The organism is Stieleria mannarensis, assembly GCF_014154935.1.
GTDB classification, from domain to species: domain Bacteria; phylum Planctomycetota; class Planctomycetia; order Pirellulales; family Pirellulaceae; genus Stieleria; species Stieleria mannarensis.
Map to the genome: position 1 here is coordinate 147620 of NZ_JACEHH010000015.1, position 16629 is coordinate 164248.

Annotated in this window: 10 protein-coding genes; all 10 read right to left on the bottom strand. The window is 59.4% G+C overall.

The features are described from left to right. Nucleotides 1-149: 149 nt before the first annotated feature. The 10 genes from H1B37_RS12455 to H1B37_RS12500 all read right to left on the bottom strand — a co-directional run bounded on the left by H1B37_RS12455 (nt 150) and on the right by H1B37_RS12500 (nt 16625). Nucleotides 150-677 carry a hypothetical protein gene (locus H1B37_RS12455; protein WP_182866981.1) on the bottom strand — a complete coding sequence of 176 codons (528 nt, stop codon included), beginning with the start codon at nt 675-677 and terminating at the stop codon, nt 150-152. A 109-nt stretch (nt 678-786) separates the two neighbouring features. Further along, on the bottom strand, nt 787-1083 hold the full coding sequence (locus H1B37_RS12460) for a type II toxin-antitoxin system RelE/ParE family toxin (protein WP_182866982.1): 297 nt from the start codon (nt 1081-1083) through the stop codon (nt 787-789). Continuing rightward, nucleotides 1061-1291 carry a hypothetical protein gene (locus tag H1B37_RS12465; RefSeq protein WP_182866983.1) on the bottom strand — a complete coding sequence of 77 codons (231 nt, stop codon included), beginning with the start codon at nt 1289-1291 and terminating at the stop codon, nt 1061-1063. The genes H1B37_RS12460 and H1B37_RS12465 overlap by 23 nt, the downstream gene beginning before the upstream one ends. A gap of 966 nt (nt 1292-2257) precedes the next feature. Beyond that, nucleotides 2258-3733: a sulfatase family protein gene (locus H1B37_RS12470; protein WP_182866984.1), complete on the bottom strand. Its 1476-nt coding sequence runs from the start codon at nt 3731-3733 to the stop codon at nt 2258-2260. Between the two features lie 257 nt (nt 3734-3990). Then, on the bottom strand, nt 3991-5430 hold the full coding sequence (locus tag H1B37_RS12475) for an MFS transporter (protein WP_182866985.1): 1440 nt from the start codon (nt 5428-5430) through the stop codon (nt 3991-3993). 345 nt (nt 5431-5775) lie between these two features. Further along, a complete protein-coding gene (locus H1B37_RS12480; RefSeq protein WP_182866986.1) occupies nt 5776-6828 on the bottom strand; it encodes an aldo/keto reductase in 1053 nt (350 codons plus the stop codon). Between the two features lie 14 nt (nt 6829-6842). Continuing rightward, entirely contained in the window at nt 6843-8453 is a 1611-nt protein-coding gene (locus H1B37_RS12485; protein ID WP_182866987.1) for an alpha-L-fucosidase, read from the bottom strand. Nucleotides 8454-8746: 293 nt separating this feature from the next. Beyond that, nucleotides 8747-9484 carry a bacillithiol biosynthesis deacetylase BshB1 gene (bshB1, locus tag H1B37_RS12490; RefSeq protein ID WP_182866988.1) on the bottom strand — a complete coding sequence of 246 codons (738 nt, stop codon included), beginning with the start codon at nt 9482-9484 and terminating at the stop codon, nt 8747-8749. Continuing rightward, nucleotides 9481-10584, bottom strand: a complete 1104-nt coding sequence (locus tag H1B37_RS12495; protein WP_182866989.1) for a prenyltransferase/squalene oxidase repeat-containing protein — start codon at nt 10582-10584, stop codon at nt 9481-9483. Before H1B37_RS12495 ends, bshB1 begins: the two co-directional genes overlap by 4 nt. Nucleotides 10585-10721: 137 nt before the next feature. After that, entirely contained in the window at nt 10722-16625 is a 5904-nt protein-coding gene (locus H1B37_RS12500; protein ID WP_182866990.1) for a hypothetical protein, read from the bottom strand. Between the last annotated feature and the right edge of the window lie 4 nt (nt 16626-16629).

The following is a 16629-nucleotide window of genomic DNA, read 5'->3' on the forward strand; positions in this document are numbered from 1 at the left end:
AATGGTAGTGAAGGTGGACAGGTTCTTCCATTTCATTTCAGATTTGTCTTACTCGACGAACGTCTAAAATCACCCCGTCGCGGCGAACGATTTTCCATTGTCAAGAATGACAACTCCGCGACTTGGGTGCATCGCATGGTTCGCCGCCGTCAGGGATCGGGACGCATGGAAGGCGGCAATGGATCGTGAATCTGTCGAACAGATGGTGCAGCGTCGAATTGCCCCGTTACGAAGGTCAGCCGCTCCTGGCTATCTCTCTTCAGGAAGAGGACAAAGTCGTTCGGTACGCGCATCATCCACGATCCATGTTTGTCGCTTTGACGAATCTCATTGTCTTCACGAGTCGGAAACCAAACCAGCAAGGGGCCGTTACCGATTCCGGGAGAATCAGGCTTGTATTTGTAGTGGCACAATTCCAATGTCTTTTCGCCATGCTGGCCCTTCAAAACGGTCAACACCTTGAATTTCGTGAATACAGGAGCGAGATAGTCTCTTGCGGGCTCAACCGGGACGATTTTGTCATCGTTGTTTGATGCTCGAGTTCCAAGTGAATGAACGATTACCACAAGATCAGACTGTTCCATCAGTTGAGCGTAACTCAAGCTCGGCACGCCACGGGCAAACGTGAGGTTCGGGCCAGTCAGCAGCACCACGAGCGTAAGAGCGGCAGCTCTCATGTTTGAACCTTCATCGGCGAACGATACGAATCACATGGCGACGGCGAACGAGGTGACCACAGGACCAAAGCCAACTCCGTCGCTCATGTGCATTCGCTGGTTCGCCGCGTCATCGCCGTCGCAAGATCCCCTCCATGTCGGAGGGACGCCCTCGACCATCGAGAACAGCAACGACCTCCACGCCGGTTCCGATGATACGGTAGTAGATCAAATATGGATGGCGAGAAGCAATTTTACGATGAAATCCGAAATGGGTTTCGTGAACCCCGGCGGTGTCTTTCAATGCGTCAATGTCATCGAAAATCCGCTCAAAAAAATAGTCACCTGCTCCATCGCTTTGGTGGTCGTAAAACGCCACGCCTTCAGCAATATCCAATCGGGCCTCATCGAGAACTTCGACGTTCATCGATCATCCGTTTCACTTCATTTTTTGCATCGGTGACCGACATTTTCGGCTTGTCACTTGGATTGGCCTCACGAAACGCGAGCACTTCTCCGTGCCATGGAGGGGAGGCTAGATTCTGCGGATCGGCCGAAAGTCGTTGCCAAAGTAAGTCAAAAGCGGCCTGTTGCTGTTCAGCGCTAAGTGTGTCGATAAATGACTCAATGTTCATCGGAAGTCCTCTCAGGCGAACCATTTTAGCAGGACGCTCAGGTTCTGTCGACGATTGGCGAGCAACTCGTTCTGCCGGCGAACGGTCTGTGGTCACCGCGTCGGCGCGATGGACCTGAACTCAAAATCAAACTCAACTCGCCGACTGCGATGCACCATCTGGTTCGCGCGTCCGGCGACGACGACACTTTGAGCGACCGCCGCTGGTGACTAATCTACTCGATCGGAATCGCCAAGGGAAACTTCATTTCCCTGACACCACTCTTTCTGATGGACCGTCGTGCTGAAGCCCGGAGGGCTGGCACAGTGTTTGCCGAGGGTGTCAGCCCTCGGTCTCCAGTGCAGCGTACCACCAAGGCCTGAAGGGCCGGCACAATAATTCTCTTGGCGAACCGGGAGCGACCGAAGCCCGAATACTGTGTCGGCCCGCTGGGCCTTGAGCATCCCTTGGAATCCATCCCCGGTGGCTGACACCACCGGCAGACACTCTACCGACCCTCCGGGCCTCAGACACATCGCCCGGCCAGCCGGTCCGTTGGATTCAGCAATCACTTTGCGGTCGTCATATCAGGCTCGGTTTGTCAGCGCACCAGTCAAACGATTTAACCAAATGCGAATCCCAGGAAACAGAGGTCTGGTGAAATCCGATGGGCGCACTTCGAGCGCATCAATCAAACCGTGGATGAACAGTCAACCACAGAGGTCACGGAGGGTCACAGAGAAGAAGTGGGCCGTTGCGGTCAGGCGTTGGCTAGCAGCGCGAACGATGAATTCTTGGCAGTCCGACTGCCGCGATTTAGGCATATCACCAGCAGTCGGACTGCCGATAATGGGTTCCACCCGATTTAAGGGGTGCGGGCGGGGATATCGACCGGCCGGTTCTCCACCGACTGAGGCCTCTAGGCCGCTGCCAGCAAAGGAGTGGCTTGGTTTGTCGACAGGGCGACCGCCTGCTCAGGCACTCGACCTATTTCCCTTCGGCGGCCCATTGCTTCATCAGGGCGATGTTCTTCTGCACCGTTTCGAGTTGCTTGGGATCGAATCTTGGCAGACTCAGGCGGTCGGTGTAGACCTTCATGTCGCTGTCGTACATCGCATCCGATTCCGGCCGGCGGCCTTGATCTCCGGTCTGATCCATCCAAACATCCAGTCGGCGACGCAGGTCGGTCAGGGTCGTCGCAAAGGCCGGGTCGTCCGCCAGATTGTGAATCTCATGCGGGTCTTTCTTCAGATCATAAAGCTCTTCGGCCGGACGAGTGTCTCGAAACAGCAACTGCTGCGTCGCGTTCAGCTCGCCGGCGGCGTGGGATTCGCGAAGCGCGATCAAGATCGCTTTGGCGTCCTTGTAGGCACAGGGTTGCAAGTGCGGCCGATTGGGCAGGAAGTTGCGGATGTACTTGAAGTCCTGGGTACGGACGCTGCGGATGTGGTCGACCGTTTCATCACAGCGGTCGCGGGCGGCAAAGGCGGCTTGTCGCGGCGTGTAGTCGTCGGCCAGGATGTCCTGGGCCTGCATCCAGTCGGGGACGTCGATGCCTGCGGCGGCCAAGGACAGCGCCGCGATGTCGATGTGCTCGACCACGTCGTCGCGAACCGTCCCCGAATCGATCCCAGGCCCGGCGATCACCAGGGGAACGTGCAGCCCTTCGTCATAGAGGAATTGCTTGCCACGGGCGTGGCTGATCCCATGATCGGTCATGAACAACACGAGCGTGTTCTCCAGGACGCCTTCTTTTTCGAGCCGATTGAGCACCTGGCCGACCATCACGTCGGTCATCCGCACCGAATCCAGGTAAGCGGCCCAGTCGCGGACGATGTCCGGATGATCGGGGTAATAGGGCGGCAGCGTGACGGCGCTGGTCGGCGTGCGGCTGCCGAGCGTCTTTTCCGCCGCGGCGGAAACCTTCTCCCACCCCTCGGCGTCTTTGCCCCGCAGCTTGCCACCTTGGGTTTGGATTTGCGCGAAGAACGGCTGACCTTCCCGCCGTGACGCCCAATCGTTGGAATCATAGACCGATTCGTCCCACTGGAAATTGTAATCCGTCTTGCCCAGTCGTCCGTTGGGCGGCCATCCGGTGATCGAGGTGTGATAACCGGCGTCTTGAAACAGTTTGGGAACCAGTTCGGTGCCCTCGGGCAGATGGATCTTCAACTCCCCTCGTCCGCTGCGGTGATGATGGGCACCGATGCTGGTCTGGTACATCCCGGTGATGAAGGCCGATCGACAGGTCGAACAGACCGGCGCGGTGACGAAGGCATTTGTGAATTTCGCGCCTCGCGCGGCCAGAGCATCCACGTGGGGTGTTTCGATCGCGGTCTCGCCGTAGCAGGAGAAGTTTGCCGACATGTCGTCCGGGATGATCCAAACAATGTTGGGACGATCATCGGCATGCACTGCGGCGCAACCGACAAGGAAACAAACGATCAGGAAGTGACGGAGCATGGCGTGCGCAGTGGGGGAAGGCGAGGAAAGAAACGAAGAGGTCACATTGTAAAAGCAAATCCGCGGCCATGACACGATGGATTGGCCCCCCAGCATGACCAAAGTCTCCGCCGCTGTCAGGGACGGATGAGAATCAGCCCACCGACAGCAGAATTCCCCCACGGATCCCGAGCACTCTGCCATCCGTGGGTTACGTCTGATTGCAGTCGACGCATCCTGCCAACCGAGCCGCCTCCGTAAATGATCGATCCCGAGAATCATGCTGCCGCAGCGACCGGTTCGCTCTCGAACCGTGTGAACGTCCGGATTCCGTAGACGGCGATGACGACGAAGCAAACCATCGGCAAGTAGAACGAATTGCGAACGCCGAGTTCGTCGATGAATTTCCCTTGCAACAGCGGCAGCAAGGCACCGCCGACGATCGCCATGATCAACCCTGCCGATCCGAGTTTCGCCTCTTCATGGGCCAGGTTCTTCAGTGCGATGCCATAGATCGTCGGAAACATCAACGACATGCAGGCCGAGATTAATACCAGGCAGGTCAACCCGATCTTCCCCGGCAACCAAATCGCGCCCAGGGTGAATGCGATCGCGACGATCGCGAGTGCCGCGAGCAGTTTCCCGGGGCTGAAGTATTTCAACATGAACGTGCAAACAAATCGGCTGACCAAAAAGATCACCATCGCCGCGATGTTCCACGTTTGTGCTTGGGCCAGCGTCAATCCGACCTGCTCCATCCCATAGTGAATGATAAACGTCCAGCACGTGATTTGGGCACCGACATAAAACGCTTGCGCCACGACGCCTTCACGGTAGTGGGCTTTCCCCAGCAGCCGCCCGGCAACCTCGCCCATCGGACCATCGGGTTCTTCTCTGGCGAAGGTCGGCATTTTAGTGATGGCGAACAGAATCAGAAAACCGATCACCACGCAAGCGATCACGACATAGGGTGTGCGGACGACGCCGAGATCGTGTTGCTGGATCGCCAGAAAGGACTCCGGATCGTTGGCCTGCATGTTGGACAATCCGGCGCTGACGGCGCCGTCGAGTGCACCGAACTCTTGTTTGAAATCGGGCAACCCGTCGGGATAATCGGCTTGGACGTATTGGATCGCCGCCGGCGACTTGGATTCCATCGCGGCACGGAATTCACCGACTTGCAAATTGGGTGCGATGATCGTTGACGCGACGACCATGCCGGTCAGCGATCCGATCGGGTTGAACGCCTGGGCCAAATTCAACCGCTGCGTCGCCGTCTCGGGCGGTCCCATCGCCAGGATGTAGGGATTGCAGCTCGTTTCTAGGAACGCCAATCCGAACGTCAAAATGTAGAAGCCGACGATGAAGATCCAAAAGTTGGTGTTCAAGCTGGCCGGGATACTCATCAGGGCGCCCACGGCGTAGAGCGAAAAGCCCACCATGATCGCGCCCTTGTACGAAAACTTGCGGATGAACATCGCCGCCGGCAACGCCATCGTGAAGTAACCGCCGTAAAAAGCGAATTGGACCAGCGAACTCTGAGTGTTGCTGATTTGAAAGACCTCCTTGAACACCTTGACCAGCGGATTGGTGATGTCGTTGGCAAATCCCCACAATGCGAAACAGCAGGTGGTCAAGATGAACGCCATCAAGAATTCTCGGGGGACCACCTTGCTATCAGCTCGGCCGGAGGAGGAGTTGGAGGAAGTGGATGACATGGAGTGTTCTGGGGCGGTTTGGAAGAAGAGGGGCAAAACGATGGGGGCAAAACGATCGAAGGCAGGATTAGGGGGGCAGAATGATGTTGCGGGTGAAGGAGGGGCGATTCGATGGTGTCGGTTGATTCGCCGAGGGCATCGCGGTTTCAAGGGAGGTCGAAACTCGATCCAAGGCTCCGCCTTGGAACGCGCTGTAGATGTGGCTCCCGCCACCAGCGACCGAGCGACCAGAGGCGAGGCCAGGGAACGAGGCTTGAACGCTGGTTGGGTGATTTGACGTTCGCACTTTTCCTCGCTGCGATCGATCCTGCCTTTCAGGAAGGGTTTTGGGCATCCGGTCGGAGTTTAACCGACGTAGCGATAGCTGGGATCGATCAGGCCGGCTTCTTTCATCGCCGACCAAAACTCTGGCGGTGGCGATGCGGCGCACAGGGTGACGTTTTGCCGGATCCGCTCGGGGCGGCTGCTGTTGAGTGCCGTCGCCACGACGCCCGGTGGCGACATGCCGAACGCGACACAGGCCTGGGCCGGCGTGACATCGTGTTGGTCGCAGAGGTGATGAAAGCGGTCACGCCAACGGATCAGCGATTGATCTGTTTCGCTTTCGCCGGTGACTTTTCGATAGTCGAAAAAGTCGCCTCCGGTTAAGAATCCGGCATGGAAGACCGCAGAATTGATGACCGCGACGTCCTTCAGTCGCAGCGATTCAATGAATTCAAGCAACTCACTCGGGTGCGTGTAGACAGTCAAGCTGGTCGCCAGCATCACCCAGTCCAGGTCGCATTGCTCGGCAAGTTGTTGTGAAATCCGCCAATCTTTCGATCCGACTCCGATCCCCGCAACCTCGCCGCTCTCACGCAGTTCGCCGAGTGCCTGGTAGGCACCCAGGATGTCATCCCAGCGTGACTGGCGATCGGACGGGTTCTTGGCAGCGGCCAAGTATTCGTCGGGGTCGTGCACGGAGACGAGCTGTGCTCGGTAGGGGGCAAGTAGCTCGCATCCCTGGCGCCAGCAACGCAGGATTCCGTCATAGCTGATGTCTTGGACCGCGTCGTGTTCCAGCCCCACCCAGGCACCGGGTTCGAAGGTCGGTTCGGGAGATTCCAGCGGGACGCGGCGCCAGCCCAATTTGTTGCTGACCAGAATGTCTGCCGGATCGACGCGGAGCTGCGACAAAGCTTTCGAGATCGATTCCAGCGCCAACCCGGCACCGTACTTGCCGGCCGAATCGACGGCCACCTTGCCAGGCGCGTGTTCGATCCACTGCGCGACGATCTCACGCTTGGCATCGCCGGAGAGCGCCCGGTACAGATTGCCGAGCGCACTGGATCCGAAAACGATCGGCGGAAGCTGCGAAACGTCCGTGCCGGACGCCGAGTCCTGGGTGCTCAATTCCATGAATCCTGCGTCCGCTATTGGGTGACTTTCAAGACATAGGCGTACTTGGACGGTTTGGTCTTTGGAAGTTCCACCGTCAGCCCGCTTTCGTCACGCGACCATTCCAGTTTCTGGTCCGAACCGAGCATCGAGATCGATGCGATGTCGCCTGTGTAGTGTTCGCTGTCGCTGGACAGTGTTTTGACAGTGACGCGGTTGTTCTCCGGCCATTTCAATCCGGTGACGTATAGCGTGCTGTCGCCGCCGCGTGTGGTGAACCGGAGGTCCGCCGCGGTGAACGGCTTGTCTTTTGATTCCGAGACGTGTCCGGTCGAGACACTCGTCGGGCCTTCGCCGAACGTCTTCCAGTAGGTCGTCTCGTAGATCGATTCGCCGTTGATCTTCAACCAGCTTCCGATCTCTTTCAGGATCGCCTGGTCTTCCTCGGGAATCGTGCCGTCGGCGCGGGGGCCGACGTTCAACAACAGGCACCCGTTCTTGCTGACGATGTCGACCAAATCATTGATCAGCCGTTCCGGGGTTTTGTAGCGTTGATTTTGTGTGTAACCCCAAGAGCTGGCGCTGACGGCGGTGTCGGTTTGCCAGAACGGCTTGCGGATCTCGGCCATCTTGGAACGCTCTTTGTCCAGCACGGCGGCCGTCTCGGGAAACGCTTCCCATTTGTAGTTGATCACACCAGGCTGGCCGGTTTGTTTCGACATCTGGTTGTAGTAGTACGCCGCAAATTGCTTCAAATGGTCCGCGTAGGGATTGTTCTCATGGTTGGCCGAACGCTGACCGGCCGAGATCCCGAAATCGAACCAGAAGACATCGGGTTGATACTTGTCAATCAATTCACACGAACGTGCCAGCCAGTCGTCTTTGAATTGTTGGTCTTGGGGCACAAACCGGTTCTGGTAGTCCCAGGCGTCCTTTTCAAACAAAAACGGCATCGGACGCCCGTACAAGTCGGCGTATTGTGGATCCGCATTGTCGTACGACTCATCACGCACGTAATACATCCAGTTGAACGCACGGTGGCTGCTGACACCGAACTTCATGCCGTGCTTGCGCACGGCGACCGACAACTCACGGATCACGTCACGCTTCGGCCCCATCTCCGAGGCGTCCCAGCGGGTGAACGCACAGTCGTACATCGGAAACCCGTCGTGGTGTTCGGCCACGGGGATGACGTACCGCGCCCCCGTTTCCTTGAACAGCTTTGCCCAGCGATCGGCGTCGAACTTTTCCGCCTTGAACTCGGGGATGAAGTCCTTGTAGCCGAACTTGTTGTGCGGCCCGTACGTTTTGACGTGGTGGTCAAAGAAATTATCCCCGCGGCGATCCCGGTTGATGTACATCTGGCGCGGATACCACTCGCTGCCATACGCGGGGACGGCGTAGGGGCCCCAATGGATGAAGATCCCGAATTTGGCGTCCTTGTACCACTGTGGGATCTGGTACTGCTCCAGCGATTCCCACTCCGGTTTGAATTGACCGTCCGCGTTGACCGCTTGAATTTTTTCCACCGCGGGGGCGACCGCGGGATGCGGAAGCGTCGCCGGGTGCGGTTTCTCGGCGAAACAGGAACCGGACACGATCGCGGCGGACACGATCGCGGCACACGTAAACCTTCTCGGGGTCATCACAACTCTCATGGGGAAAACAGGTTAGCGGCTGTGGGGGAGGGCTAAACATTGTGACACAGGCCGATCAAATCCCCATAGCCGAGATTGACATTTGCATGTCTATTTTTAACCTGTTCGGCCGCCGTGCGATGCCGACATCATTCTGCCCCGAATCGTTCTGCCAAACGGGGCATTGGGGCAAAACGATGGGGGCAAGACGATGAAAGGCTGAATGATGGGGGCAGAATGATGAAGAGAGGGAGGATGAAGAGAGGGAGGATGAAGAGAGGGAGAGGTTGGATTGGGGGCGGTTAGAAGATGTCTCGCAGGGATGTCAGGGCGAGCGGTTCTTTGGTGGCGAAGGGTTCGCCGTAGCGGCGGGCGATCAGGTTGCCGAAGTGGGCGGCGTCGGTTTCGATGCGGTCCAGCATCGTCGGCGGCTCGGCCGGGCGGCCGGTGATGAACTGACTTTCGTAGGCGCGAATCGATTCCATTTTTTGTTCGATCGTCTCGCTGATATCGACGATCCAGCTGGGCTGGATGGCCAGACGCAGGTGCACGCAGAAGTAGTAGAACGTTCGCTCGGGGTGAAACCGCTGGCCCGGCATATCGGTCTTGCTGAGTTTGGCCCAAAACCGAGCCGCTTCGATCAATTCGGTCGCGACGACGTGATCCGGATGGGCGTCGTGAAAGTACGGCGCGAAGACCCAGCGAGGCCGCAACATTCGAAAGTAGCTGGCGATCCGCTTGCGAGCTTCCAGCGTGTGCTGGAGTTCACGGTTGACCAACGAGGCATTGCCACGCCAAGTCACGTTCAAGATTTCGGTCGCGCGGATCGTTTCGGCGCGGCGGATAGATTCACTGCCATGCGGGGTCGGTTCGCCGCTGGTCAGGTCCAAGATGCCGACCCGCATGCCTTGCCGAATCATTTTGGCGATCGTCCCGCCCATGCCGATTTCCGCATCATCGGGATGCGGTGCGACGACCAGGAAATCAAGTGGGGCGACGTCTCCGATCGCCTCGGGGCCGTCGGTATGGATCTCGGTCATCGTTGATAGATCGGCAGGTAGTGGTAGCGAACGGACAGGGAAAGCAATGCCAAGGAGGTGGAGTAGACCAGGCCGACGTTTCGTTCTTCGCCGCCGGGGGACATCCACGATCCGTCGCGGCGTTGTCGTGGCAACAGCAGGGTGGAGACCACGCGGCTGGATCGGTCGGCATGCTTGCCGCCGACTTGATGCATGCCTTGGGCGTAGTAATACAGCCCGTAAAACAGGTAGCGTTCGTTCGACTTCGGTTCGTGGCTGAGCAACCAATCGGCCGCCGCGGCGACCTCAGGCGCATCGTATTGTCCACAAACTTGCATTGCCAGCAATCCCGCCGCGGTCATGGTGAACGAAGGCCGCGTCTGTCCCGGCGTGTAACTGAATCCGCCTTCGCCGACGCCTGATGCGGTGCGTCGCCCGGTGAAGGAATTGCGGAGGTATTGCAGGGCTTGCTCGATCGATTCGCTGGGCACATTCATGCCGTCGTTTTTTGCCGAGCGGAGTGCCATCAGTTGCCAGATCGATACCGACAGGTCGCTGTCACGCGACTGCGGCGAGTACCGCCATCCGCCTTCGAGCTTGCGTTCTTTGCGAACCGCTTGGGAGGAGAGGATCAATCGCAGTGCAAGCTCAAGTCGGTCGTGAATGATCTCGTTCTGTTGGGCCGTTGCGCCCATGCCCAGCATTTCGGTCAGCATCAACGTGACGATGCCGTGGCCGTACATCCGTGACCCGTCGTGGGCGCCGAAATAGCCGGCTTCGTTTTGGTGGTGTGGACCGAGGACAAAGTCCAACGCCGCACGCATGGCACGTCCGCGGCGGGTGGGTTCGGCCGGTTCGGTGCCGATCGCCGCCAGCGCCATGATCGCCAGCGAGGTCAGCGCCAGTTCATGCCCACGGTCGGTGATCGCGCCGGTGGAGCGTTGATTGCGGAGCAGGAAATCGATTGCGCGATCACAGGCCTGGTCCAATTCGTCGTCGATGTACAGGTTGTCGATCGACGGCGGTTCCTGGGCGAGGGTCGGGGCGACCGAAAGCCCGGTGACCGCGCCGGCGAGTGCAAAGAATTCGCGGCGGCGGATCGAACACGCGCTGGCGGGCATCGCGACGACTCGATCCGAATTGGCTGCGTTAGGACGCCGGCCGGCTTGTTGATGCAAGCCCGCTCGTGTCGGCAGGAGACTACCCGGTGCCCCTCGCTCGCGCGTCGGGCTGGCAGGAACACGTTTTTTAAGAAGCATCACTTCGACTCCGCCGCTCGTTTGGAGAGCGCTTTGAAGTAGGCTTTGATCTCGCGCGAGTAACCCGGCGGGACCTGAATCGATCGACCTTGGGCCGCATCGTCCACGCCGCGGCGGCGGAGATCGCCCCAGTCGCCGTCGGCGATTGCACCCTGGATCAATTCGACGTCGTCGGGGCCGTCCGGCATTTCGCCTTCACCGGATTCGGAAATCGGATTGGGAGACGAGGGATCGGAATCGGACGGCTGCCCCGGTTGCTCGCCGGCTTGTGCCTGCTGCAAACGCTTCAAACGTTCGCGCGCGGCTTGTTGCATTTGGGCTTCCAACATCTGGGCCAGGGTCGGTGAGGCTTCGACCGCGTTCTGAGGCGGCTGGCCCGAGCCGAGTCTGCCCTGATCGGAAGGATCGCTGGAAGGTTCGCCGCCGGGTTGGTTGCCGGACTGGTCGTCGGATGGTTGCCCCTGGTTGCCCTGGGAGAGTTGATCGGATGCTTGTTGTGAATCGGACGGTTGCCCCGACGGCGATCCCTGGGCGGCTAAGGAACGGTCCAAGTCGTCGAGCGTTTGCGCCATTTGCTGCGGCGTGGGGCGGGAGCCGGATGGTTGCTGACCGGCGGCCGATTGATTTCCGGGTGCGGTTTCTCCGGCGGATTGCCCCGACGGCTGCCCCGCGGACGGACTGGGTGATTGGCCGGGCGACTGGCCGGGTGATTGCGTCGCGTCGGCACTGGCGGATGGCTCACTGGCGGATGGCTCACTGGCGGATGGCTCACCGGCGGATGACTCATTGGCGGACGAACTGTCTTGCGGTTCGGGTTGACCTGGCGACGATTCAGCCGGTGCGTCGGGCGGCTGGGATTGCCCGGTCAGCGACTGAACCGCTTCGGCCTGGGCGGCAATTTTTTCGGCCGCCTGTTGAAGGGCGTTTGCGGCATCGGCGGAGCGTTGGTTTTCGTCGACCGATTGCCCCAGTTCTTCGCCGGCCAGTTTGGCCGCCTGTCCGGCGACCTGCTCGGTTTGCTTTGATGCCTGGGCTAGTTGCTGGGCGGCTTGATCGTTCTGCAAGCGGGCTTCGTGGCGTGATGCGCGTGCCAAGTCGTCGGCCGCGGTTTGCACGTCACCTTCGACGCGTTGCTGTTGATCGGCGATGTTGCGCGCGGACTCGGTGCTCGCGCGGAGGTCGGAATCGATGTCGGAATCCTGGGCGAGCTGTGCCAATTCATCGGCGATTGTTTTCAACCGATCCGATGCGTCTTGCGCGACTTTCTGGCCCAACTCGGCCGCCGGGTTGGGCTTGTCCAACGGCGTTGCCTTGGATTGATTGAGATCGTTAGCGCGGTTGACGGCCTGCTTGCTACGCTCGGTCGCCAGATCTTTGGTGTTGCGGGTCTGCTGGATCGCCCGGTCGGCTTGTTCGAGCAGGCCCTGTTGTTTTTCGATCTCGCGTCGGTGCCAATCGTTGTCCGAGTTCTTTTTCAGCTTGTCTTGCTCGCGTTTGATCGCGTTTTCAGCGTTGCGTTTCTTTTGTTCTTCGTTGCGGACGCGTCGACCGGCGTCTTTTTCGGTGGACGACCATTTTTTTCGCTGTTGATCGAGGGCACGCAGTTCATCGTTTCGCAGTTGGTTTTCGTTGCGCCGCATCGATTCGGCGGTGGTGTTCCGCCGCTGTTTGTCACCGTGCAGGTCTTTGTCGACGGCTTGGGCCAATTGTGCGGCGGATTGTTCGCTCGCCCGGGCGGCCTGTGCGACGTCATCTTGCATTTGGCGTGTGGCCGATTGCAGTTCGCTCAAGGTCGGTTGACCACGCGAGGTTTGCTCGGCCCGATTGATGGAGTCGTTCAATTGTTCGCGGATTTTTTCGATCGATTTCTGCGTCTCGGGTTCGTCAGCCCAGCCGGCGGCTTTGGACGCGGTGGCCAACGTCCGGTCACGCAGCGTTTTTGCCCGCTGGACGAATTCGTCCAGCATCAATTGTTTTTGACGCTTTTGTTCGGCGAACGCGTTGTCTTCGGATTCCAGACGACGTTGCAGCGTGTCTTCTTCTTTGGCGGCTTGCCGGAGGTTGTCAGCGACCTCGTCGACCGTTTCGGCGGCGATGTCGCTGAGCGCCTCTTGCATCGGTTGATTGCGTTGAAGCTCCTCTTCGAGCTGTCGAAGCAATTCGCGCGGGTCTTGTTTCGCGGCGGCGGCCATTTGTTCGGCGTTTTCGTATCGCTCGCTGAGCGCTTCGGCGGCGTCGAGTTCCGCTTCGGCCTGGCGCAGCTGTTGTCGGGACTGGGAGACATCTTGGCCTTGTTCGATTTTCTCGAAGTGTTCGGCCGTTTGTTGCAGCCGATCGGAGAGTTCGCCCAGTTTTTCTTCGACCGACTCCAGAGCATCATCACGCTGTTGGGTTGAGGTTGCCGATTCGGCTCGCTTGAGGGCTTCCTTGGTTTCCTGGACGGCTTCGGCGATCAATTCGGCGGCGGCGTCGGCATCGCGTGCCACCTCGCGCTGTTCGTCGTTGACAATGTCGGTGGTGTTGGCTTGATCGATCAGCGCCCCGATGGTTTCGGTCGATTTCGCGATCGCTTCGTCTTGTTCGGGGCGAACCTCTTGGGCCGATTCCTCGCTGGCATCCTCTCGGGCGTCGGTGGCCTGTTTGGCTTGTTCGGCTTTTTCGGCGGCTTGGCGGGCTTGCTGGGCGAGTGTCAACACGTAGCGCCGCAAGACATCGCGCGCCTGGTCACGGTGTTCGGCCAAATCATCCAGTCCGAGTTGCAGGTCACGCGCGAGCGATTGCAACGGTTTCTCGGCGGACAGGAAATCGTCCAGGCTCCAACGCCGGGGATCGATGCGGGCATTGGCTTGGTTGTGATCGTCGTTTTGCCGCGTCGCGTCGATGCGTCCGAGTGCAGCTTTCGAATCGACGTTGGATTGGCGCAGATAGCGGATGCCCAATTCGATGCGGACGTCCTGGAATTTGAGCCAGACGGGATGGTAGATCTTTCGCAGCGGGGATGAATCGCTTTGTCCTTCGCCCTGGCGGATCGACAACCAGTCTTCGCGGGCCGCAGCGATGTCGCTGGTCGCCTGCAAGACGCCGATCGCGCCGGCGATGGAATTGAGCACTCGGTCGGCCGGTTCTTGATCGTAGTCCTGGTAGCCGTTTTCGGTCACATTTTTGATCGCACGCACGAACAGGTTTTGATCGGCAGCGTAGTGCAGATCGACCTTTGATTTGGCCCGATTGAGTCTCTCTTGCCCGGCCGAACGTACGATCAAACGGTTTCGCCGTGTCTGCCAGCGGAGTTGATTCCACTGGACGTCCAAACCGCTTTTGATCGCTTCGTCGGCATCGCGATCGCGTTCGGCCGCGGCTTGGGCGGATTTCCAAGCCCGCCCGGCGTCGGCCAACTCACGTGTCAGATCCGCCAGGTAACGCATTTCCTTGCGGAGATCGCGGCCCCATCTCAATGCGGCATCGTGTGTGCCGGAATAGACCACATGTTGCGGTTTTTCTCGGACTTCTTTACGGAGCGATTGCAGAACCGCATAAACTTGGTCGCGGCTTGCCTGGTCCTCCAGCAATGTTTCGATTTGAATCCGCCAACGCTGGGACCAACGCGACCAATGGTCACCGGCGAGATGTTGGGCGTGTTGCGGGGTCAGCAATGATTCATATTGCTCGATCAGCCGATCGATTTCTGCCAGTTGGCCGGCGACCAGGGTCAGGTAGCGGGGCAAACGCTGTCGCGGCAGATCGTCGACCAGTCTGATCACGCCGTCGCGCAACATACTGACGTCGGAATAAAGTGACGCGGTGAGTGCGAGTCCGAACCGTGCCTGGGTAAATTCTCTCAGCCGATCGGATTGATAGGCCGTTTGTTTCGCGTCACGGCCGATCGATTCGAGATGTTTTTTGTGCGTCTCGCTCCAGAGATCGTCGTGAGGTTCGCCCAGCCATTGCAACTGTTTGATCTGGCCGTCCAATCGCGTTTCGACGTCCAAGATTGCTCGGCCGACAAGCTCGGTGTTCGAAGCGCTGGCGGTGTTTTGGGTGGCGGCGAGCGTTCCGGTCAAGCTTTTGATCAGTGCGACCGAATCCTGCTGCATCGTTTTCCACCGCTCGGCGATCTCCGGCATCGCTTGGAAGTCGCCCGAGTCGGCGATTTCCTTGAGCTCGTTGGCGAGTTCCTCCGATTGCAGGGACCACTTCATGATGCGTTCAACCTGCCCGGCGAAGGGGGCAAGGAATTGGTGGCGACCGGCATCGAAACCGTCGCCGGCGATCAGAAACTCGATCACCGGCGATTCGGTTCGGGCGCCGCGGCGGTCGATGGCGACCAGTCGGGTTTTGACCAAATCCCCGGCAGCCAGTTGCGGCGTTTGCGATGATTCGCCCAATCGATGCAACATGTCCCACGACCAGTTCAGGTCCAGTTTGCGATCGGGAATCTCGATCGTCAGCGGATACGAATCGAACCGTCCGCCGTTGACCTGGACCTCTTGCAATACACGCTCGAGCGGCAAATCGTCGGCCGCCGAGGCGGACAGTTCGATCACGTCCAGAGACGAAACCAGTTGGCTGGGTTTGGTGTCATCGTCCCAGCGGACGATCGGCGGCGTGTCCAAGACCGGCGTGATCATGTTGGTCGGGCTGAACGGGTTGTCCAATCCGCTGCGGACGCTGGTCGCATCGACTTGGTATTGGCCGGAGGTTTTGATGGAGATTCGGGTCAAGAACTTCGTCCCCGACTCGTCAACCGGTTCCATCTCGCTGCGTGACCCGCGGACGCCGAATCGGACGACCGGGTTTTCGACGCTTTGGTCAAACGTCACGATCACTTCGGCGGTCGTTCCCTGTAACGCTTTCAGGTCGCCGTGTTCTTCATCCGCGCTGCGATCGTCCAATTTGGCATAGGTCGGCAGCCGATAGTGTTTTTCGTAGCGCACGACGTGGGGGCGTGGCAGCGGTGTCAGTTCGTGCCACAGCGTGATCGCATCTCCGGCGGTGATCCGGTATTGGATCGGGACCGAACCGACGGACAGGTTGGCTGCGAACCGCATTCCGGGAGCAGTCTGGACTGCGGGCTCGTCGACCGCATCTGAATCACGAACTTGTTGCGAATCTGCTCCGGGGCGGAATGCAGCGGCGTCCATCCGCGGGGTCATGATCGATTCGCCGGACGTCCCATCGGCGCTCTGCCAATGCAGCATCACGTCATCCTCTTCGGCGCCCTGGACGCGGACGATCACCCCCACCGCGTCACGCTCGGCGACATAGCGGGACGGGGGCGAGGGTTCCAAAATCGTGACCTTGGTCCGCGAGGCCCGTTCGATCGCGATCCCAGGCAGGGCGGCGCGTGCGAATCGGCGACCGAATTGAGCCGACGGGATAAACATCAATGCGATGCAAAGCAGCGCCACCGTGGTTCCGCTGAGCACCCAACGGCGGACCAGACGGAGCGGCAGGACTTCGCCCACGTCGACCTTGGCGATCCGCCGAGCCACGCGGCTTTGCAGCAGTCGACGAAAGTAGGGCGACCCGTTGCTGCCGCCCGGATCGGCCAGCTCGACCGCCGCAACCAGATTTTCGCGCAAGTGGGGCGCAACGCTTTCGACATGGCGGGCGATTTCCAGTTCGTCTCGTTTGGCCAACGCCGCCAAACCCGACAACCACATCGCGGCCGCCGTCGCGACGTAGATGCCGATGCTGAGCATCCAGCGGATCGTGTCACTAAAGAAGAACAGGTAGTCGAAGGTCGCCAGAAGCAGTGCCAGCGAAATGAATGTCAATAAGGCGACACCGATCGCACGGGCCACCAACAGCATCCCGCGGCGACGCCGGAATGCGGCCAGCGTGCGTCGGGTGATCGGGTCCAGACCGGTTCGGGCCATCGGGTGTTCACTTGCCGTTGCCATCGTT

Excerpts from the sequence above, each read along its gene's own strand:
- bshB1 (WP_182866988.1), bottom strand. The coding sequence starts at position 9,484 with ATGACCGAGATCCATACCGACGGCCCCGAGGCGATCGGAGACGTCGCC.
- H1B37_RS12460 (WP_182866982.1), bottom strand. The coding sequence starts at position 1,083 with ATGAACGTCGAAGTTCTCGATGAGGCCCGATTGGATATTGCTGAAGGC.
- H1B37_RS12495 (WP_182866989.1), bottom strand. The coding sequence starts at position 10,584 with ATGCCCGCCAGCGCGTGTTCGATCCGCCGCCGCGAATTCTTTGCACTC.
- H1B37_RS12470 (WP_182866984.1), bottom strand. The coding sequence starts at position 3,733 with ATGCTCCGTCACTTCCTGATCGTTTGTTTCCTTGTCGGTTGCGCCGCA.
- H1B37_RS12485 (WP_182866987.1), bottom strand. The coding sequence starts at position 8,453 with ATGACCCCGAGAAGGTTTACGTGTGCCGCGATCGTGTCCGCCGCGATC.
- H1B37_RS12500 (WP_182866990.1), bottom strand. The coding sequence starts at position 16,625 with ATGGCAACGGCAAGTGAACACCCGATGGCCCGAACCGGTCTGGACCCG.
- H1B37_RS12480 (WP_182866986.1), bottom strand. The coding sequence starts at position 6,828 with ATGGAATTGAGCACCCAGGACTCGGCGTCCGGCACGGACGTTTCGCAG.
- H1B37_RS12455 (WP_182866981.1), bottom strand. The coding sequence starts at position 677 with ATGAGAGCTGCCGCTCTTACGCTCGTGGTGCTGCTGACTGGCCCGAAC.
- H1B37_RS12465 (WP_182866983.1), bottom strand. The coding sequence starts at position 1,291 with ATGAACATTGAGTCATTTATCGACACACTTAGCGCTGAACAGCAACAG.
- H1B37_RS12475 (WP_182866985.1), bottom strand. The coding sequence starts at position 5,430 with ATGTCATCCACTTCCTCCAACTCCTCCTCCGGCCGAGCTGATAGCAAG.